Origin of the sequence: Escherichia marmotae (genome assembly GCF_002900365.1) — a bacterium.
Classification (GTDB): Bacteria; Pseudomonadota; Gammaproteobacteria; order Enterobacterales; family Enterobacteriaceae; genus Escherichia; species Escherichia marmotae.
Genome location: NZ_CP025979.1, coordinates 4,189,595 through 4,208,613, shown reverse-complemented (window position 1 = coordinate 4,208,613; position 19,019 = coordinate 4,189,595). Strand labels below are relative to the sequence as shown.

At 51.8% G+C, this 19,019-nt stretch carries 16 protein-coding genes and 1 pseudogene; 5 read left to right on the top strand and 12 right to left on the bottom strand.

Going from position 1 to position 19,019, the window contains the following annotated elements; all coding sequences use genetic code 11:
- Window positions 1-110: 110 nt before the first annotated feature.
- The 10 genes and pseudogenes from recC to C1192_RS25950 all read right to left on the bottom strand — a co-directional run bounded on the left by recC (window position 111) and on the right by C1192_RS25950 (window position 10,529).
- On the bottom strand, window positions 111-3,479 hold the full coding sequence (gene recC / locus C1192_RS21465) for an exodeoxyribonuclease V subunit gamma (protein ID WP_038355697.1): 3,369 nt from the start codon (window positions 3,477-3,479) through the stop codon (window positions 111-113).
- Window positions 3,480-3,491: 12 nt separating this feature from the next.
- Window positions 3,492-3,815, bottom strand: coding sequence for a prepilin-type N-terminal cleavage/methylation domain-containing protein (locus C1192_RS21460; protein WP_001276464.1), 324 nt, complete (start codon window positions 3,813-3,815; stop codon window positions 3,492-3,494).
- Window positions 3,800-4,207: a DUF2509 family protein gene (locus C1192_RS21455; protein WP_016249147.1), complete on the bottom strand. Its 408-nt coding sequence runs from the start codon at window positions 4,205-4,207 to the stop codon at window positions 3,800-3,802. The genes C1192_RS21460 and C1192_RS21455 overlap by 16 nt, the downstream gene beginning before the upstream one ends.
- Entirely contained in the window at window positions 4,204-4,767 is a 564-nt protein-coding gene (locus C1192_RS21450) for a prepilin peptidase-dependent protein (protein WP_000111600.1), read from the bottom strand. Before C1192_RS21450 ends, C1192_RS21455 begins: the two co-directional genes overlap by 4 nt.
- A pseudogene (locus tag C1192_RS21445) lies at window positions 4,758-5,228 on the bottom strand (prepilin peptidase-dependent protein). Before C1192_RS21445 ends, C1192_RS21450 begins: the two are co-directional and overlap by 10 nt.
- Window positions 5,229-5,413: 185 nt before the next feature.
- On the bottom strand, window positions 5,414-6,208 hold the full coding sequence (gene thyA / locus C1192_RS21440) for a thymidylate synthase (RefSeq protein WP_000816232.1): 795 nt from the start codon (window positions 6,206-6,208) through the stop codon (window positions 5,414-5,416).
- Window positions 6,209-6,214: 6 nt separating this feature from the next.
- Window positions 6,215-7,090 (bottom strand): prolipoprotein diacylglyceryl transferase, encoded by an 876-nt coding sequence (lgt, locus tag C1192_RS21435; protein WP_000204650.1) that lies wholly within the window; start codon window positions 7,088-7,090, stop codon window positions 6,215-6,217.
- Between the two features lie 150 nt (window positions 7,091-7,240).
- The gene (ptsP, locus tag C1192_RS21430; protein WP_038355698.1) at window positions 7,241-9,487 is read right to left on the bottom strand and encodes a phosphoenolpyruvate--protein phosphotransferase; all 2,247 of its coding nucleotides are present in this window, start codon (window positions 9,485-9,487) and stop codon (window positions 7,241-7,243) included.
- Window positions 9,488-9,499: 12 nt separating this feature from the next.
- Window positions 9,500-10,030 (bottom strand): RNA pyrophosphohydrolase, encoded by a 531-nt coding sequence (rppH, locus tag C1192_RS21425; RefSeq protein ID WP_000564487.1) that lies wholly within the window; start codon window positions 10,028-10,030, stop codon window positions 9,500-9,502.
- Window positions 10,031-10,382: 352 nt separating this feature from the next.
- Entirely contained in the window at window positions 10,383-10,529 is a 147-nt protein-coding gene (locus C1192_RS25950) for a hypothetical protein (RefSeq protein WP_001516990.1), read from the bottom strand.
- 185 nt (window positions 10,530-10,714) lie between these two features.
- On the opposite strand from C1192_RS25950, the gene mutH reads away from it, so the two are divergent.
- From mutH to C1192_RS21400, 5 genes are all read left to right on the top strand, one after another.
- The gene (mutH, locus tag C1192_RS21420) at window positions 10,715-11,404 is read left to right on the top strand and encodes a DNA mismatch repair endonuclease MutH (RefSeq protein ID WP_000082178.1); all 690 of its coding nucleotides are present in this window, start codon (window positions 10,715-10,717) and stop codon (window positions 11,402-11,404) included.
- A gap of 69 nt (window positions 11,405-11,473) precedes the next feature.
- The gene (locus C1192_RS21415; protein WP_000895631.1) at window positions 11,474-12,187 is read left to right on the top strand and encodes a TerC family protein; all 714 of its coding nucleotides are present in this window, start codon (window positions 11,474-11,476) and stop codon (window positions 12,185-12,187) included.
- 137 nt (window positions 12,188-12,324) lie between these two features.
- Window positions 12,325-12,543: a lipoprotein YgdR gene (gene ygdR, locus C1192_RS21410; RefSeq protein ID WP_000758660.1), complete on the top strand. Its 219-nt coding sequence runs from the start codon at window positions 12,325-12,327 to the stop codon at window positions 12,541-12,543.
- Window positions 12,544-12,650: 107 nt separating this feature from the next.
- Window positions 12,651-13,691, top strand: coding sequence for an NADP(H)-dependent aldo-keto reductase (locus tag C1192_RS21405; protein WP_001199280.1), 1,041 nt, complete (start codon window positions 12,651-12,653; stop codon window positions 13,689-13,691).
- A 157-nt stretch (window positions 13,692-13,848) separates the two neighbouring features.
- Window positions 13,849-15,489 (top strand): DUF4139 domain-containing protein, encoded by a 1,641-nt coding sequence (locus C1192_RS21400; protein ID WP_038355699.1) that lies wholly within the window; start codon window positions 13,849-13,851, stop codon window positions 15,487-15,489.
- A 38-nt stretch (window positions 15,490-15,527) separates the two neighbouring features.
- Here C1192_RS21400 and lplT read toward each other — a convergent pair whose 3' ends face one another.
- Together lplT and aas are read right to left on the bottom strand one after the other, a co-directional pair.
- Window positions 15,528-16,721 (bottom strand): lysophospholipid transporter LplT, encoded by a 1,194-nt coding sequence (gene lplT / locus C1192_RS21395; RefSeq protein WP_000004668.1) that lies wholly within the window; start codon window positions 16,719-16,721, stop codon window positions 15,528-15,530.
- Window positions 16,714-18,873: a bifunctional acyl-ACP--phospholipid O-acyltransferase/long-chain-fatty-acid--ACP ligase gene (aas, locus tag C1192_RS21390; protein WP_001516995.1), complete on the bottom strand. Its 2,160-nt coding sequence runs from the start codon at window positions 18,871-18,873 to the stop codon at window positions 16,714-16,716. The genes lplT and aas overlap by 8 nt, the downstream gene beginning before the upstream one ends.
- Window positions 18,874-19,019 lie beyond the last annotated feature (146 nt).

The window sequence follows — 19,019 nt, the reverse complement described above, 5'->3', positions numbered from 1 at the left end:
AGAATTTAATCTCGCGCTGAACAAGTCAGCCTATGTCTATATAACCATCAGTCCGTGACTGGTGCGCATCATAAAGTAAGCAAATGGATTGCGCAATTTTTATACAACACTCATGACTGATTAAAACGAAACAGCGGTAACAGGAAACGTTGCGACTGCTCAACGATGGCTTCCATTGTCTCTGGCGTTAATTGCCGCCAGAGCCTCTGATACCAGATATCGTCACCTTCTCCACGCACCATCATGTTGCCTTCGTAAGCCTGAAGGAATTTCGTACGGGCTTTTTGCACAGTGGACTCGTCATCCAGCATGACATCGTGTTCAGCGTCATAACAGGTTTTTAGCCACGCGCCGCCACTTTCAGGTAACACCAGTAACGGCGCGGACATTCCTTCACGATACCCTTCAATCAGTTGTGAGAGGTAATGTAAAGCCTGTTCGGCTGCAAGCGGCGGAAAACGCCACTCACCGTCTTTACGCAGGAAAAGGCGACTCTCACCGTTACCACCGCTGGCACAGTAGACAAGGTGTTCCAGCCAAAGTTGCATTCCCTGTGCCACACTGAGCAAAGAGGGACGCCAGCGCAACAGACCATCCGGCTGGACCTGCGGCAACCAGCCCGTAATTTGCACGCCATTGCAGGTGAGATCGATTTCTAAACTCTGCCCCGGTTGCCGACAGGCAATGACTCTGTCGGCAAGTTGCTGCATCTCCTGGCACTGCGTTTCCCAGAAAATTTCACCAAATGCGCCATACGGCAAATCACCTGCCGCCCGGAACCGGCGGAACAAACGTTCGGCATCATCCTGCTCGACCAATGCATTTAATAGCTGCTGGTTGATCTGATAACGGCTAAGTCCCTCCAGAATAAATGGCTCGGTGTCGGGGATTTCGCTGTCTTCGGTGCGGAAGTTCACCTGCAAGCGCATCTGGAAAAATGCTCGCACCGGATGTGACCAGAATCGTTGTAGCGTCTCCAGCGGCACAGTTTCCGGCAAGGTAAACGGCAGTGGCTGAACAAATTCAGAGTGCGCCTTGCCTGCCTGGCTGGCTGCCGGTAGCCACTCGCGCGCATAGCTTTGTCGCTCACCGGGTTGGTAGTTTTGCGGATCAAACGGCATCCGGGTATGGAGGCAAGTAAGATGCGCTTTCACCCTCGCCTCACTTTCATCGCAGTTAAGCGCTTCATCGCCCGGCAGATAATGGCTTTGCCCGATGTAGTCGATCAGTTCCTGCACCAAAACCGACGGGAAACGTTCGCTGTTATCCTGAATGGAGCGCCCAATATAGCTGATATAGAGTTTTTGCTGCGCGGAAATTAACGCCTCCAGGAACAGATAGCGGTCGTCATCGCGACGACTGCGGTCGCCACGCTTTGGTTTCTGGCTCATTAAATCAAAACCCAGCGGCGCGAGCTGGCGCGGGTAAACACCATCGTTCATTCCCAGCAGGCAAACTACTTTGAACGGGATGGAGCGCATTGGCATCAGGGTACAAATATTGACCGGACCGGCAAGAAAACGCTGGCTGATACGTTCTTGATCCAGACGTTGTGCCAGTTCATCACGTAACAGTGACAGCGGCACCACGTCGCCATACTGCGCTCCCAGCCCTTCTGCGATGATAGCCAGCCACTGTTGTTCAATAAGCGTCATCGCCGCTTCGGTTTCCGCATCCGGCAGGAAGAAAGCATTGAGCATGTCGCGGCATACCGGCAACCACTCTTCCAGCGGTCGCTCCTGTGCCAACCCGCGACGCCAGATGTTGAGCTGCATCAGCAGTGACGCCAGATGCCCCACCAGCTCTGCAATTAAGCCGCTCGACTCATCATAAGGAAGAACAGATTGCCATTCTCCCTGAGCACTCTCCATCGCGTAGCCCAGCAACATACGCGTCAGGCCAAATTGCCAGGTGTGTTGCCCGGTGGCGGGAAGTTCCAGCTCGCGAACGTTGTCGTCATCAATCCCCCAGCGAATGCCGGATTCATTGACCCACTGGCGTAAATAACGCAGCCCTTCTTCGGTGATATCAAACCGCGCCGCCAGCACCGGTACGTCCAGCAGCGCCAAAACGTCCTCCGATACAAAGCGGCTGTCAGGCAACGATAACAGTCTGATAAATGCTTCCAGTACCGGATGCGACTGTCGCGCCCGACGGTCGGAAATGGCGTAAGGCAGATAACGATCCGCCGGAGCACTACCAAACACCGCCTGAATAAACGGACTGTAGCTATCGATGTCAGCCACCATCACGATGATATCGCGCGGAGTGAGTGTCGGATCTTCTTCCAGCATCGCCAGCAATCGATCGTGCAAGACTTCAACTTCGCGCTGCGGGCTATGGCAAACATGGAAGGTGACGCTGTTATCCTGCGGATCGAGCTGCCGTTTGTTATCGCTGCGGGAAAACTCTTCAAGGTTCACGCCTGCGACGGCGCGGTTTTCCAGTTCCAGAATGTCGGACTGAATGTTATGCAGCAGGCTGTCTGGAGTAACATCGACAAAGGCATCCAGTTCCTGACTGCTCTGGAGATCAGCAAGCAGATAGATGTAGTCTCGCCCCAGCTTGCCCCATGAGGCCAGCAGAGGGTTGCCAATATCCTGTTCGCCGTCGCTGTTAAACAACTGCCCGGCATTTTCGCTATCGCGAAATAGCGGCAATTCGCGATCTTCAAAGCTGTGCCGACGCTGGCGGGTTAGCAGTTTCGCCAGATACGCAGGATCTTTAATATCGCCCCAGTAATAACGGCAAGGGTTGGTAAACAGAAGATGGATTTCAATATGTTTACCCAGCGCCTGTAACGCCTGTAGATAAACTGGCGGTAATGCGGAAATACCGCAGATAAATACGCGCGAAGGTAGCCCTGGCGGGCAGGTCGTTGCAGACTCCAGCGTTTCGATAAAGCGTTGATAGAGATTGGCACGGTGCCAACGAGGTTGCCCCAGCTCGTCAGTATATTCTACCAGCGCCTTCCACAATGGAGCTTGCCAGGCCTGCGCTTCTCCCAGCCCTTCAACCAGATGTCCCGCTTCCCACTGAGCCAGCCAGTCCGGGCGATAGACCAGATACTGGTCAAACAGGTCCGCCGCTTTTGAGGAAAGCTGAAACAGTTTCCGCTTGTCACTATCGTCAGTCAGGTAATGGCGCAACAGGGTAAAATCTTCGCAATCCAACAGTTGCGGCAGCAGAGTCATCAGTTTCCAGCTCATGCTCTGCTTGTTAAAGGCACTCTCTTTGGGGATCTCCGGCAATACGCGGACGAACATATCCCAGATAAAACTCGCAGGGAGCGGGAAATCAATGTTTGCCGCAATACCGAACTTCTGCGACAGGGTCATTTGCAGCCACTGTGCCATACCGGTACTTTGCACCAGAATCATCTCTGGCTCGAAAGGATCGTCCAGCCGCTCGCGTTCGACGATAAACTCCATCAACGCTTCCAGCACGTCCAGACGATTGGAATGGTAGACCCTTAACATAGCGGCTCCTGACTACTGACGATTCGGGCAATGCAGGCGGGTCATCTCGCCTTCTCTGCCCCCGGGTGAAACTAACGTAACGCTGATGCTGACACATCCCGCCTGCGATGTCTGCATTCGGTTGACCTGCCAGTTGGCAGGTGGCGAAATCGCGCGCAGTTGCGTTTGCTGCCAGCCATGCCGCCAGAGCTGTTGGTACTGGCCTCTGCTGGTAAGACTGTTCATTAATGTTCGCTGGAAACCGGATAACGCAGTGACAATCATCACCATCAGCACCATCGCCAGCATCACTTCCGGTAGACTAAAGCCTTGTTGATTCTTCAGGGAAGCTGACATAACGCCACCTCTTTCTGCGGACAAAAATCACTCCAGCCGTGTGGCGAAAAAGCAATATTTCCATCGTTCACTTCGCCTGTTCGCCATAATGAAACGCCTTCATAACTGGCAATCAGCAAGATTTCACTATCAGCCAGTAAACGCAGACAAACTCGGGCACCGGTTGCAGCGAACTGTGAGCACTGAACTACGGGTTGCGTCTGCCAGGTGTGCATTTTTCCCCATTCCAGCGCCGACTGTACAATTGCCTGACGACGCAATGACTGGCTTTCCATAGTCACCCGAGAAGCAAAACTGCGCTCCTGTTGGCTCATTCCTTGTAGCAGCAAGCTGCCCAATACCAGCAACATCAGGACCAGTGCCAGCGATGAAACGCCCCGTTCACGGTTCACAGGTTGAATCCTGTTACGCTATAGCTGGCATCCACCACGGTTTGTGGTTCAGCCTTACTGGCACCGCGCATACTAACCGTTAATACCGGCGAGAATCCGCTGACATCCTGACGCAGGACCTGAAAAGTGTCGATAATGACGGCGTCCGGGTTGGTGACTTTATCCCAGCCTTTACCTTCACAGGATGCGGCACCACGTAACGTTTCCAGCACATGCTCTTTCAAACGAAATCCAATCTGGTCGGACTCCTTTACCGGCTCACGATCCCAGATACCGTTACTGTTCGCGTCCCACTGCACAATAATGCAGTCACCCTGCCCGACAATTTCCAGCCCTTCACCAGTGCAGTTACCATGACAATAACCAGCCCTTTGAAGATGCTTCGCAACGGTGTAGACCCGCAGCCAGATCTCATCTTCCAGTGCCAGCTTGCGCGTTGTAATCAAGCTTTCCCGCTGTAATGCTGGCAGAAACCGCGCAGCCCCCAGCAGCAATACGCTACTGATAGCCATAGCAATCAGCACTTCCAGCAGCGAAAATCCTTGTTCTTTTACAGACATCCTTGTGTTTCTCCTTGCTGACAAAGCCGGAGTCTTCCCCACGGTGAAATCACCAGCCACCACTCGCCCGCTGAGTTTTTGAAGTGAATATGCCCAGCCCATGCGGTATTGCGCAGGCCAAAGAACGTAAGCGAAGGGGTCAGGTCACTCATTTCGACTTCGGGCCAGCGTGGCACAAAGACCAACGGTGAATGGCCATGACAGGTATTCGTCCCTGCGGCGGCACTTACAAGACACCATGACGTTCCCTCCCTGATGACGCTGATACTGTGGTCGCGGTTATGCCAGTTGGCATCCTCACGTAAATAGAGCAAATAATCCCGCGCCTGGCTGGCGGTTTGCCATAGCCGTTGCGACTGCTGCCAGTATTACCAGCCATAGAGTCCAGTTGCGCTTAACATGACTAAAATCAGCATCGCAACCAGTGTTTCAATCAGCGTATAACCACGTTGTGTTTTCATGTCGGCAGTATGCGACGAGGAGAAAAAAAGGCGAGGCCCTGTTTCTATTTTCTCGGCGCGTCTTCCGCACTATTTACGTTGTTGCAGGGCGTTGCAAAATTTCGGGAAGGCGTCTCGAAGAATTTAACAGAGGGTAAAAAAAACCGACGCACACTGGCGTCGGCTCTGGCAGGATGTTTCGTAAATCAGATAGCAACCGGAGCCTTAATGCCCGGATGCGGATCGTAGCCTTCAATCTCAAAATCTTCGAAACGGTAGTCGAAGATGGATTCTGGTTTACGTTTGATAATCAGCTTCGGCAGCGGACGCGGCTCGCGGCTTAATTGTAGATGGGTTTGATCCATATGGTTGCTGTACAGGTGCGTGTCGCCACCGGTCCAGACAAAATCACCCACTTCCAGATCGCACTGCTGCGCCATCATATGCACCAGTAGTGCGTAGCTGGCGATGTTAAACGGCAGGCCGAGGAAGACGTCACAGGAGCGTTGATAAAGCTGGCAAGAAAGCTTGCCGTCTGCCACATAAAACTGGAAGAACGCATGGCACGGAGCCAGCGCCATTTTATCCAGTTCGCCCACGTTCCACGCCGAAACAATAATGCGGCGGGAGTCCGGGTCGTTTTTCAATTGATTCAATACCGTGGTGATTTGATCAATATGACGACCATCTGGCGTTGGCCATGCGCGCCACTGTTTGCCATACACCGGGCCGAGATCGCCATTTTCATCGGCCCATTCGTCCCAGATAGTGACATTGTTTTCATGCAGATAAGCAATGTTGGTATCGCCCTGCAGGAACCATAGCAGCTCATGGATGATGGAACGCAGGTGGCAACGCTTGGTTGTCACCAGTGGGAATCCATCCTGCAGGTTAAAACGCATCTGATGACCAAAAATGGAAAGCGTTCCGGTTCCGGTACGGTCGTTTTTCTGTGTGCCTTCGTCGAGCACTTTTTGCATCAGTTCTAAATACTGTTTCATGGTTCCTCAGGAAACGTGTTGCTGTGGGCTGCGACGATATGCCCAGACCATCATGATCACACCCGCGACAATCATCGGGATGGAAAGAATTTGCCCCATGCTGATGTACTGCACCCAGGCACCGGTAAACTGCGCGTCGGGCTGGCGGAAAAACTCAACAATGATGCGAAACGCGCCATAGCCAATCAGAAACAAGCCAGAGACGGCCCCCATTGGGCGCGGTTTACGAATGTAGAGGTTAAGGATGATAAACAGCACCACACCTTCCAGCAGCAGTTCGTACAACTGTGACGGGTGGCGCGGCAGCACACCGTAAGTGTCGAAAATGGATTGCCACTGTGGGTTGTTTTGCAGCAGCAGAATGTCTTCGGTACGGGAGCCAGGGAACAGCATGGCAAACGGGAAGTTCGGGTCAACGCGGCCCCACAGTTCACCGTTAATAAAGTTGCCCAGACGCCCGGCACCAAGACCAAACGGAATGAGCGGTGCAATAAAATCAGAGACCTGGAAGAAGGAGCGTTTGGTACGGCGGGCGAAGATAATCATCACCACGATAACGCCAATCAGGCCGCCGTGGAAGGACATGCCGCCGTCCCAGACGCGGAACAGATACAGCGGATCGGCCATAAACTGCGGGAAGTTGTAGAACAGAACATAACCAATACGTCCGCCCAGGAAGACACCGAGGAAGCCCGCATAGAGTAAGTTTTCAACTTCATTTTTGGTCCAGCCACTGCCCGGACGATTCGCCCGACGCCCCGCCAGCCACATTGCAAAAATGAACCCCACCAGATACATCAGGCCGTACCAGTGAAGCGCAACGGGTCCTATTGAGAAAATGACCGGATCAAATTCCGGAAAATGCAGATAGCTACTGGTCATCTGTCACCACAAGTTCTTGTTATTTCGCTGAAAGAGAACAGCGATTGAAATGCGCGCCGCAGGTTTCAGGCGCTCCAAAGGTGCGAATAATAGCACAAGGGGACCTAGCTGGTTGCCGGATACCGTTAAAAGATATGTATAGGAACCGCGCTATAATCCTCCGCGAATCAGCCCACCCATGCCGCGACGCTCCATAAATGCCGCAACCTGATGACGAACTTCAGTCGCCAGTTGCGCTTCCAGACTGCGCTGAGCAAGATTTTCTGCTTCGGCAAAATCAATGCGCCGCAGCAAGTATTTTACGCGCGCGACAGAGCGTCCGTTCATAGATAGATGGCGATACCCAAGCCCAATGAGGATCGCCACACACATGGGATCGCCCGCCATTTCACCGCACAAACGTAAGTCGATCCCCTGCGCTTCCGCTTCCCGGGCGATCATCGCCAGGGCTCGAAGCATTGCAGGATGAAGACTGTCATAAATGTTTGCCACCCGCGTGTTGTTGCGATCGACAGCCAGAATGTACTGGGTCAGATCATTGGTACCTACCGAGATAAAATCGACCCGGTTTGCCAGATGCGGCAACATAAATACCATCGATGGCACTTCCAGCATGATACCGATACGCGGTTTAGGAATTGCGTAACCAATCATTTCTTCGACTTCACGTCCGGCACGCTCGATCAGGCGGCGTGCTTCGTCAACTTCATCGAGACTTGTGACCATCGGCAACAGGATGTTCAGGTTGCCCGTGGCGGCGTTAGCACGCAACATCGCCCGTACCTGAATCAAAAAGATCTCCGGCTGATCGAGCGTAATGCGGATCCCACGCCAACCAAGACATGGATTCTCTTCGCTGATAGGCATGTAAGGCAGTTGCTTATCAGCACCGACATCCAGCGTGCGCAGCGTGACGGGCTTATCATTAAACATTTGCAACATGCCCTGATACTGCGCCACCTGTTCTTCTTCCGACGGGAAGCCGCTTTGCAGCATAAAGGGAATTTCAGTGCGATAGAGTCCGATGCCATCAATGCGGCTGCCTAATTTTTCTTCATGTTCCGGACTTAACCCCGCATTGAGCATAATTTTTATGCGCTCGCCGCTTTTTAGCTGCGCGGGTAAATTGACATCATCTTCTGCCAGACGGCTAAGCTCAATCTCTTCGCTAATCAGCCGCTGATATTCATGTAGCAGCACCGGCTCCGGGTCGACCAGCAATTCCCCACGATAACCGTCAACGATCAACGTCCGACGATGCAGCACCGAAGGCTGAATGTCCGCGCCCATCACGGTGGGGATCCCCAGTGCACGCACCATGATTGCGGCGTGGGAGTTGGCAGCACCATCGCGCACGACAACGCCGACTAAGCGATCCTGAGGCAGTTCCGCAAGGGTAGTCGCTGACAGTTCATCTGCCACCAGAATGAAACGTTCCGGCCAGGCGTTCGCCCCCTGATTGGCATCATCAAGATGAAACAGTAATCGCTGACCCAGCGCGCGTAGATCGCCCGCTCGTTCTTTGAGATAGCTATCGCTTAGTGTGGCGAACTGTTCGGCAAATTTTTCAATGACCGTTTTCACCGCCCACTCTGCGACCGAACCTTTATCCACTTCAGCAAACAGTTCGCGACGCAGACGCGTATCGGAAAGCAAGTGTGAGTAAAGATCGAAAATAGCCGCCGTTTCTTTTTGCGCCCCGGCGGCAAAGCGTTTGCTGTAACGGCGAAACTCATTGGCCGCCTCTTCCAGCGCCCCGGTCAGTCGCTCACGTTCCAGCGCCGGATCCAGCGTTGATGCCTGATACACCTGTTCCATTAAGGGTAACGTTGCATCCTGCCAACCTTCGGCAATCGCTACACCGGGCGCGGCCGGTAATGCGCGGATTCTCGTCTGGCGATATTGCCCGAACAACGCAGTCAACTGCGACTGGGATAGAATGGCGGCCATCTGGGTGGCGAGCGTCACCAGGAAGGATTCTTCGCTTTCGTTGTACTGCCGCAGTTCGCGTTGCTGCACCACCAGTACACCAAGCAACTGGCGACGTTGAATAATCGGCACGCCTAAAAACGCACGGAAACGCTCTTCTTTTACGGAGGGGATATATTTGAAGCTGGGGTGTTTTTGCGCATCCGCAAGGTTTATCGGTTCCGCCAGCCTGCCAACCAGACCGACGATCCCTTCATCAAACGCAAGCGTTACAGTGCGACCACGTGGTTTTTTTAATCCCCGAGTCGCCATCAGGTAGTAACAACGTCGGTCGTGATCGGCCAGGTAGACCGAACAGACCTCAGTATCCATCGCAAGACAGATGTCGGTAACCAGAATATTTAACGCCTCGTTCAGGCGTGGTGCGCTGGCTACCTTTTCGACTATTTCGCGCAGGCGAGTGAGCATAATTGGCGTGACTTAACCTCTTTTACGTCGATAAGCTGATGCGTTTTGTGGTTTAGGCGTATTTTCCTGAAGCGCCATCACAACACTCGCGAACTCTTTCATTACCCTACGGTAGACATCACGTTTAAATGACACCACCTGTCTGACCGGATACCAGTAACTTACCCATCGCCAGCCGTCAAACTCTGGTGTACTGCTGGTTTGCATATTGATTTCCGCATCGCCGCTCACCAACTGCAAGAGAAACCATTTTTGTTTTTGGCCGATACAAACCGGCTTCGTGTCCCAACGCACCAAACGTTTCGGTAATTTGTAGCGCAACCAGTTACGTGTTGAAGCAAGGATTCGAACGTCTTTACGGCTTAATCCTACTTCTTCAAACAATTCACGGTACATCGCCTGTTCTGCGGATTCTCCGGGATTAATTCCGCCTTGCGGAAACTGCCAGGAGTGCTGACCAAATCGCCGGGCCCACATTACTTGCCCCTGACGATTACAAATCACGATACCTACGTTTGGGCGGTAGCCATCGTCATCAATCACCGGACTACCTCAAAATAAAGCTTTATATACGAATGATTGTTTCATACTCCAGGAAGACGGTAAACCACTCTCTGCAGGGCATTACACACTAATAACAATTGAATAACTCACAGTTAAGTGCAGAGTTATAAACAGAGGAAGGGGCGGATAACCGTTTTTATTCACCTTTTCTGTGGATAGAGTTGTGAAGAAGTACGGAATTACCACGGGAAAACCCAGAACACTCTGAATCAGCCGGATAAACGCGCTTTAAAATATTTTTTATTAATCAGTATATTATATACATAAAGAGTGATGAAACAGAGATATTTGTGACCATGATCACACCACTCATTTACGCGTTGGCGAAAGATCAACCAACGTCGTATTTATCCACAGAATGTGCCACTAAGTTAAGCACCGTACCACTAAAAATTAGAGTTTCGTCGCACGTCAAGGCTGTAAATGGAAACAGTAGTGAGGGTTTTTCACAGTTATCCCAGCTTTCTGTGGATAACATGGTGTAAGATCCTGTTTATTTTCAGTGACCAGAATTGGAAAACCCACCTGGACGTTGCGCAACACAGTAGCCTGTAGATTAAAAAACAAGATAAATCATAGAATTGAACAACGCATGTGGAAAAAGTTACACTCTGAGTATTCGGCACAGAATAGCTGCTTGTTTTTTAACCAAGGTGTTAAGCCATGTCCCAACCTCGCCCATTGCTCTCTCCCCCCGAAACTGAAGCGCAGTTACTGGCGCAAGCACAGCAACTTTCTGGTTACACACTAGGTGAACTGGCGGCGCTTGCCGGGTTGGTTACACCGGAGAATTTAAAACGCGATAAGGGTTGGATCGGTGTGTTACTGGAGATCTGGCTCGGAGCCAGCGCTGGCAGTAAACCTGAACAAGATTTTGCTGCTTTAGGCGTGGAACTCAAAACGATTCCTGTGGATAGTCTGGGACGTCCGCTGGAAACGACATTTGTTTGTGTTGCACCGTTAACCGGCAATAGCGGCGTGACCTGGGAAACCAGCCACGTGCGCCACAAACTCAAACGGGTGCTGTGGATACCGGTTGAAGGCGAGCGCAGCATCCCGCTGGCGCTACGTCGCGTAGGGTCACCGTTGTTGTGGAGCCCGAATGAAGAGGAAGACCAGCAGTTGCGCGAGGACTGGGAAGAATTGATGGATATGATTGTCCTCGGTCAGGTTGAGCGAATCACCGCTCGTCATGGGGAATATTTACAAATACGGCCGAAAGCAGCGAATGCGAAAGCTCTGACCGAAGCCATTGGCACCCGGGGCGAACGGATTCTGACGCTGCCACGCGGTTTTTATTTGAAGAAGAATTTCACCAGTGCGCTACTGGCACGTCATTTTTTGATCCAGTAGCCATCGCTTTGACCTGCCGCATTCCGGGCATATAATTACCGCTTCATTTTTTTTGGCAGGGCTTTTTAGATGTTATTTGCATGGATAACCGATCCTAACGCCTGGCTTGCGCTCGGTACGCTGACGCTGCTGGAGATCGTTCTTGGGATCGATAATATTATTTTCCTTTCTCTGGTGGTCGCAAAGTTGCCCACCGCACAGCGTGGTCATGCGCGGCGTCTGGGGCTGGCTGGAGCCATGGTTATGCGTCTGGCGCTGCTGGCATCGATTGCCTGGGTTACTCGCCTGACGAATCCGCTTTTTACAATCTTCAGTCAGGAAATTTCCGCTCGTGATTTGATTCTGCTGCTGGGCGGTCTGTTCCTTATCTGGAAAGCCAGTAAGGAGATCCACGAGTCTATCGAAGGCGAAGAAGAAGGGCTGAAAACACGCGTTTCTTCATTCCTCGGTGCTATCGTGCAGATTATGCTGCTGGATATTATTTTCAGCCTCGACTCGGTCATTACCGCCGTGGGTCTGTCGGATCATCTGTTTATTATGATGGCGGCCGTAGTGATTGCCGTAGGCGTGATGATGTTCGCCGCACGTTCAATTGGTGATTTTGTTGAACGCCATCCATCAGTGAAAATGTTGGCGCTCTCTTTCCTGATTCTGGTGGGCTTTACCCTGATTCTGGAAAGTTTCGATATCCACGTACCGAAAGGTTACATCTACTTCGCAATGTTCTTCTCCATTGCAGTAGAAAGCCTCAACCTGATTCGCAATAAAAAGAATCCACTCTGATGTTCCGTTCGCTCTTCTGCGGGAGAGCGAATGCCTTCCCTTTATCCTCACAGTTTAAGACTTTCCTGCTTTCAAGATGTATAACGTCAGATTATAAACAGACTATTATCATTGATGGGCTTAATGAGGATAACCGGATGAAAAAATGGGCAGTATTAATCTCTGCAGTCGGACTGGCATTTGCTGTTTCCGGTTGTAGCAGTGATTATGTGATGGCAACTAAAGATGGTCGAATGATCCTGACGGATGGAAAACCGGAAATTGACGATGATACCGGGCTTGTGAGTTATCACGATCAGCAAGGTAACGCTATGCAAATTAACCGTGATGATGTCTCGCAAATTATTGAACGTTAAAAAATAAGGTCAGCATCCGGCTGGCCTTAAGATTTTTCGCTTTCCCTTTTCCCTTCCCTCTGCCATTTTTATATTCCTTATGTCGTGATTATAAAAAGGAAACGGCTATGCAATATCACCGTATACCCCACAGCTCGCTGGAAGTCAGCACGCTGGGGCTTGGCACGATGACGTTTGGTGAACAGAACAGCGAAGCCGACGCCCACGCACAACTCGACTATGCCGTCGCTCAGGGCATTAATCTTATTGACGTTGCCGAAATGTACCCCGTACCGCCGCGCCCCGAAACTCAGGGTTTAACCGAAACCTATGTCGGTAACTGGTTGGCAAAACATGGCAACCGCGAAAAGTTAATTATCGCCTCCAAAGTGAGCGGTCCGTCGCGCAATAATGACAAGGGCATTCGCCCGGATCAGGCGCTGGACAGAAAAAATATCCGCGAAGCCCTGCATGACAGCCTCAAACGTTTGCAGACGGATTATCTCGATCTTTATCAGGTGCACTGGCCACAGCGCCCGACTAACTGCTTCGGCAAGCTCGGTTATAGCTGGACGGATTCTGCCCCTGCGATTTCTCTGCTCGACACGCTGGATGCACTGGCGGAGTACCAACGCGCGGGAAAAATTCGTTATATCGGCGTGTCGAATGAAACCGCATTTGGCGTAATGCGTTATCTGCATCTGGCAGACAAACACGATCTGCCGCGCATCGTCACTATTCAGAACCCCTATAGTCTGTTAAACCGCAGCTTTGAAGTGGGTCTGGCGGAAGTCAGTCAGTATGAAGGCGTCGAGTTACTGGCCTATTCGTGTCTGGGTTTCGGCACGCTGACCGGGAAATATCTCAATGGTGCAAAACCGGCTGGCGCACGCAATACACTCTTTAGTCGCTTCACCCGCTACAGCAGCGAGCAGACGCAAAAAGCCGTCGCGGCGTATGTTGATATCGCCAGACGTCATGGTCTCGATCCTGCGCAGATGGCGCTGGCCTTTGTACGCCGTCAACCGTTTGTTGCCAGCACTCTGCTGGGCGCAACGACGATGGAACAGTTAAAAACCAACGTCGAAAGTTTGCATCTGGAGTTAAGCGAAGACGTATTGGCTGAAATTGAAGCGGTACATCAGGTTTATACTTATCCGGCACCGTGATCCTTTCGCCTGGTGTTATGCGCCAGGCGTCTCTTTTCTCCACTTTTCAGAATATATTCACTACTTTTCGCCGCATCTTTCCTGACAAAGCGCAATAGACTCTTTTGGTCAACGCCAGAGCGCGTTTCAATGTCTGTGCCCATTGTTAAGGATAACCATGTTGATTTTCAAACCTCTTCCCCTCGCCATGTTACTTACCGGGTGTATGTCCTCCGCTTGGGGGCTAACACTTAAAGACGTCACTGTTTATCTGCATGGTGCCAGCCTGCAAGGTGAAGAGACACTCAACTTACCGGCAGGTGAAAGCGAAATCATCTTCACCCATATTGCCAATTCGGTAACTGACGACAGCATCGCCATCTCTATCGATAACGGAGTGACGGTGCTTTCCTCACGTATCGAGCTACAGGAAACACAACCGAATGCGTTGCCGTCAGAGATTCAGCAACAGTTAAAAGCAGCAAAGGTGGAACAGGCAAAACTAACCGCCGAGAAAAACAATATTGCGGCTCAAATTAAGGTATTAGAGGCAAATAGCACATTAACCAATAAAAGTGCCGCCGAAGTTGGCAAGTATCTGCAAATGGTGAAAGAGAAAAATGGTGAGTTATTACGAGCCGACAATGAGTTGACGCAGAAACTTGCTGATAACCAGCTTGAAATTGAAAAGCTGGAGCAACGCGAGAGTATGAATAACGGTGATTCAGAGGCTGCCGATGATCCGCTGGTTATTATCGCTAAGGTCTATGCCCCCCAAGCCGTCACGGCGAAGGCAGTGGTGCGCTATATGACGCCAAATGCCGCATGGACGCCGCTCTATGATGTTCACGCGAGTGCCATCAACCAACCGTTTCGTCTGGTTTATAAGGCTAATATTCGCCAGTACACCGGGCTTGCATGGAAAAACGTTAATCTCGTGCTCTCGACCAATGAACCTGATACTCATCTCACCTTGCCGCAACTGGAAACACAGTATGTGGATGTACCGGAGTATGGGGGTATGATGAGCGGCTCGCTTTCAACATCACCTGCGATGAAACAGCGTTCGGAAAATTCGTCTGACCAGGATGCATCAGAATTGCAGAAAGCCCTGGAAGCAGGGATGCAAAGATCAAGGGAGCGACAAACCAGGCGCATGTATGCGGCATCGGCAGCGCCCGTTTCACCGCAACCAGAAAGTTTCACCGCGCAAAATGTTCGCTATGCACTTTCGCTGCCGTGGCAAATCGACAGCGATAATACCGCGCGCACGGTGGTCATTAAGGAAGAGTCGGTCAACGGTAAATATCGATTCTTTGCTATTCCAAAGATCAGTAATGACGCCTGGCTCCAGGTGCAAATTAAAGAGTGGGAACAGTTAAATTTAATCCCCGGCGAAAGTCAGATCTTCTTTGGCAACAACCGAACCGGCGTGGGTTATTTGCAGCCGCCGGAAGATGGCAAGTCGCTGGATATTCAGCTTAACCGCGATCCTAAGTTGATTATTCAGCGTAAAGCCGCTCTCAAAAAAGAGAATGCGTTATCTATCTTTAACGACAGCGCAATACGTAACTTCAGTTACACCCTTAATGTGAAGAACAGCTACGGCGAAGCGGTGGATATCACTCTGCTCGACCAGATCCCAGTTAGTACTAATAGTGATATTACGGTAGAAAAAATGCAGTACGGGCAGGCGCAGTTTGATGCGAAAACGGGTGAACTGACCTGGACGCTGAAACTGTCGGGCAAAGAGAACGTGAGTCTGCCATTCTCTTACAGCGTGAAGTATCCGAAAGGTATGCCCCCTTCGGGAATGTGACCTTCACCAGATGGCTGAATGTGTCATCTGGCAAAAGATTAATGACGGCGTTGCCAGATCCACAGCGCCGTTATTGCCAGCGCAAACAGCGCACCAAAACCAATGCCAATGGGCACAACCGGAATTCCCACCATTACCGCCAGTGAATAAATCCCCAGCATCAGCAACATAGCACTGTTTTCGCCCAGGTTCTGTACCGCAATGGCATTCCCCGCCCCGACGCTTTTTTTGCCTCGCTCCTGTAATAACGCATTGAGCGGTACAACAAAAAAACCACCCAACATGCCAATCAACATCAGCAAGGCATAGGCAGGCAGCAGATCGTGTTGCAGGGAGAAAATCAGCACCACCACGCCAATCAAAATTCCAGCAGGCATACAGCGTGAAACGGTTTCCAGCGTGACCAGCTTCGCTGCCGCGCCTGCGCCAACCACGATACCGATCGCCACCATCGCGTTGAGGTAGGTTGGTGTGGCGTTATCAGTAATACCCAGCGCCACCGGCACCCACAGCACTAAAAGGAAACGCAGCGTGACGCCGGCTCCCCAGAACAAACTAGTGCCTACCAGCGAAAATCGCGTTTCGCCATTGCACCACAGTGAAGTGCAGGCCAGTAGGAAACTACGGGTCATGTTGATGAGATTCCACGACTGTCCCGGACGCGCCGCCGCCAGCTTCGGAATGTACAGATTTGCCGCGACCGCGCCAGCATAAGCCAGAGCACAAGCAGCCAGAGCAGCAAGAACATGCCAGTCAGCCAGCACACCACCAGCTACGGAACCGAGCAAAATTGCCGCAATGGTGGAAGCTTCCATTAAACCGTTAGCTTTCACTAACTTGCTGCCGGTGGTTAATTCACCAAGAATGCCGTATTTTGCTGGTGAATAGGCTGCCGCACCAACGCCCACCAGCGTATAACCGAGAAAGGGGTTGAGGCCAAAGCAGATACTGGCAGCACCCAGCAGCTTAAGACCGTTGGCAAACATCATCACCCGACCTTTGGCAAAACTATCGGCAACCTGACCGACAAACGGTGCAAAAAGAATGTAAGCACCTACAAACACCATTTGCAGGATGGGCTGGCTCCACTCCGGATAGAACTGCGCTTTCAGTAACGCCAGAGTGGCAAACAGCAGCGCGTTATCGCCAAACGCAGAGAGAAACTGCGCGACGATAACCGCTTTCATCCCTTTCGACCATAGCGAAGTGTTAGTTTGCACTGACTCACTCATCGTGTTTTTCCGCTTCGTCTACCCAGCTTTTCAACGTGACAAAGTCAGGTTTGCCGCTGCCCAGTAATGGCATCTGCTTCAGATAGCGAATGTCGCGCGGTACGGCAAGTTCCGGCACACCGTGCTCCCGGGCATATTGTTGCAGCTTATCGCGAGTCAATTCATTGTCTGTGGTAAAGAGCACCAACGCCTCGCCTTTGCTGGCATCACTCTTAATGGCGGTGGCATGCATCTTGTCTGGTGAAACACCAATAGCCAGTTGCTCAACCATTTCCAGCGACACCATCTCCCCGGCAATTTTGGCAAAGCGTTTCGCTCGCCCCTGAATCTGCACAAATCCCTGCTCGTCGAAACGCACAATATCGCCAGTGTCATACCAGCCGCGCTCCATCTCGCCGTGGATATTCTCGGCCGCAGGTACTTCCAGCACGCCCGGCTTCTCCACTCGCAGGTAGCCGTTCATAATGTTCGGCCCCTTCAGTTGCAGGCGACCGCCGTCTTCGATACCCGGAACCGCCAGCAGTCGCGCATCCATACCTGGCAAAATACGCCCTACCGTACCGGGTTTCGCCGCCATCGGTACGTTGATGGACACCACCGGAGCACATTCCGTCACGCCGTAACCTTCAAGAATGCGCAGGCCAAATTTATCCTGCCAAAGCTGTTTGGTGCTTTCTTGCAGTTTTTCTGCGCCTGCCACCACATAGCGTAGACGATAGAAATCATACGGGTTGGCAAAGCGCGCGTAGTGACCGAGGAAGGTCGAGGTGCCGAAAAGCACGGTGCAACTGCGGTCGTACACCAGTTCCGGCACAATTCGATAGTGCAACGGGCTTGGATAAAGGAACACTTCCGCCCCAGTCAGCAGTGGCGTAAACAGGCCAACAGTCAGACCAAAAGAGTGGAACAGTGGCAATGCCGACATAAAGCGATCATTGGTGGTGAAGTCGGCAATAGTTTTAATCTGCTCGACATTCGCCAGAATGCTTTTATGGCTATGAACCACGCCTTTCGGATGGCCTTCTGAACCGGAGGTGAACAGGATCAGCGCCTCTTCTTCCGGCTGCTGTTTTACCTGTGCCAGGCGCGGCATCAGCAAATGCGCGAAGATCCACACTTTGTCGGCGGTAGTGACATCCGCTTTTAAATCTTCCAGATAGACCCAGCGTACCTGGGTAAGCTGTTCCGGCAAATGCCAGAGTTTGCCTTTATCGAGAAACTGACGGGAAGTGAAAATGGTTTTGATTTCAGCCGCGGTAATGGCGCTGGTCAGCCCTTTTACCCCGGCGGTGTAGTTCATCATTGCCGGGATACGGCGACGGGCGATAGCACCGAAAATTACTGCTGCGCTAATACCTGCGTTAGGCAGCATTAAGCCGATTCTTTCCCCTTCAGCAGTGTATTTTTCGAGTATACGCCCAACAAACAGTGTTTTAGTGAGTAATTTGCGATAGGTATCCGGGGTGAAGTTGACGTCTTCAACACACTTTTTTCCGGCCCCGAAACGGTACATCGCGCTCAGCAGCGATTCATACAGCGTTTCACGTGGACGCACGGCCATACGCGCTTCCATCATAATTTGATGCAGCATTTCGCCTGCAATTTTGCGACGATCACGCGCGCGCGGCGCATCTGGCATCTGCACTTGTGTTGGCGGCAAAATATGCAGATGAATTGTCGGGAACAAGCGGCGTTTAACCAGCCCTTTCAGGCGGCTGAAGTGCGTAAGCTCCGCCCCTTCAATACGCAGCGGAACAACCGTCGCGCCTGACTTCGCCGCGACAAACCCCGCACCATCGTAGATTTTCATCAACGAACCGGTTGTCGTGATTCGCCCTTCAGGGAAAATCACCACCGGGCGGCCCTGTTCCACCAGACGCACCAGATGTTTAATCGCCATGGGTTGCGTCGGATCGAGGGGAACGAAGTCGATAAATGATTTCAGCCAACGCATATACCACTGCTGGCTAATGGAAGTATAAACGGCAAAAACAGGGCGAACGGGTAAAAACAGCGCCAGCAATATGCCATCAATAAATGAGACGTGATTGGGCGTGATAAGAACGCGCTCGCCCTTCAGTGCCTGGGTATCGCCTGTCACGCGAACGCGGTACAGAACACGGCACAAATTACGAAAAAAGCTAAAAAGCATTCCAACTCCCTTTGCTCATTCTTCAGTAATAATGAATGGTGCGAGATTACACCAGAAGGAGAACTCGAGCGACAGTAAAATAGGTATGAAAAAAAACCTGCGCATCCGCGCAGGTTGGTGCAAGAGACAGGGTACGAAGAGCGTAC

Excerpts from the sequence above, each read along its gene's own strand:
- recC (WP_038355697.1), bottom strand. The coding sequence starts at position 3,479 with ATGTTAAGGGTCTACCATTCCAATCGTCTGGACGTGCTGGAAGCGTTG.
- C1192_RS21460 (WP_001276464.1), bottom strand. The coding sequence starts at position 3,815 with ATGTCAGCTTCCCTGAAGAATCAACAAGGCTTTAGTCTACCGGAAGTG.
- ygdR (WP_000758660.1), top strand. The coding sequence starts at position 12,325 with ATGAAAAAATGGGCAGTATTAATCTCTGCAGTCGGACTGGCATTTGCT.
- C1192_RS21405 (WP_001199280.1), top strand. The coding sequence starts at position 12,651 with ATGCAATATCACCGTATACCCCACAGCTCGCTGGAAGTCAGCACGCTG.
- lplT (WP_000004668.1), bottom strand. The coding sequence starts at position 16,721 with ATGAGTGAGTCAGTGCAAACTAACACTTCGCTATGGTCGAAAGGGATG.
- C1192_RS25950 (WP_001516990.1), bottom strand. The coding sequence starts at position 10,529 with ATGTTATCCACAGAAAGCTGGGATAACTGTGAAAAACCCTCACTACTG.
- C1192_RS21400 (WP_038355699.1), top strand. The coding sequence starts at position 13,849 with ATGTTGATTTTCAAACCTCTTCCCCTCGCCATGTTACTTACCGGGTGT.
- thyA (WP_000816232.1), bottom strand. The coding sequence starts at position 6,208 with ATGAAACAGTATTTAGAACTGATGCAAAAAGTGCTCGACGAAGGCACA.
- C1192_RS21450 (WP_000111600.1), bottom strand. The coding sequence starts at position 4,767 with ATGTCTGTAAAAGAACAAGGATTTTCGCTGCTGGAAGTGCTGATTGCT.
- aas (WP_001516995.1), bottom strand. The coding sequence starts at position 18,873 with ATGCTTTTTAGCTTTTTTCGTAATTTGTGCCGTGTTCTGTACCGCGTT.
- lgt (WP_000204650.1), bottom strand. The coding sequence starts at position 7,090 with ATGACCAGTAGCTATCTGCATTTTCCGGAATTTGATCCGGTCATTTTC.
- C1192_RS21415 (WP_000895631.1), top strand. The coding sequence starts at position 11,474 with ATGTTATTTGCATGGATAACCGATCCTAACGCCTGGCTTGCGCTCGGT.
- ptsP (WP_038355698.1), bottom strand. The coding sequence starts at position 9,487 with ATGCTCACTCGCCTGCGCGAAATAGTCGAAAAGGTAGCCAGCGCACCA.
- mutH (WP_000082178.1), top strand. The coding sequence starts at position 10,715 with ATGTCCCAACCTCGCCCATTGCTCTCTCCCCCCGAAACTGAAGCGCAG.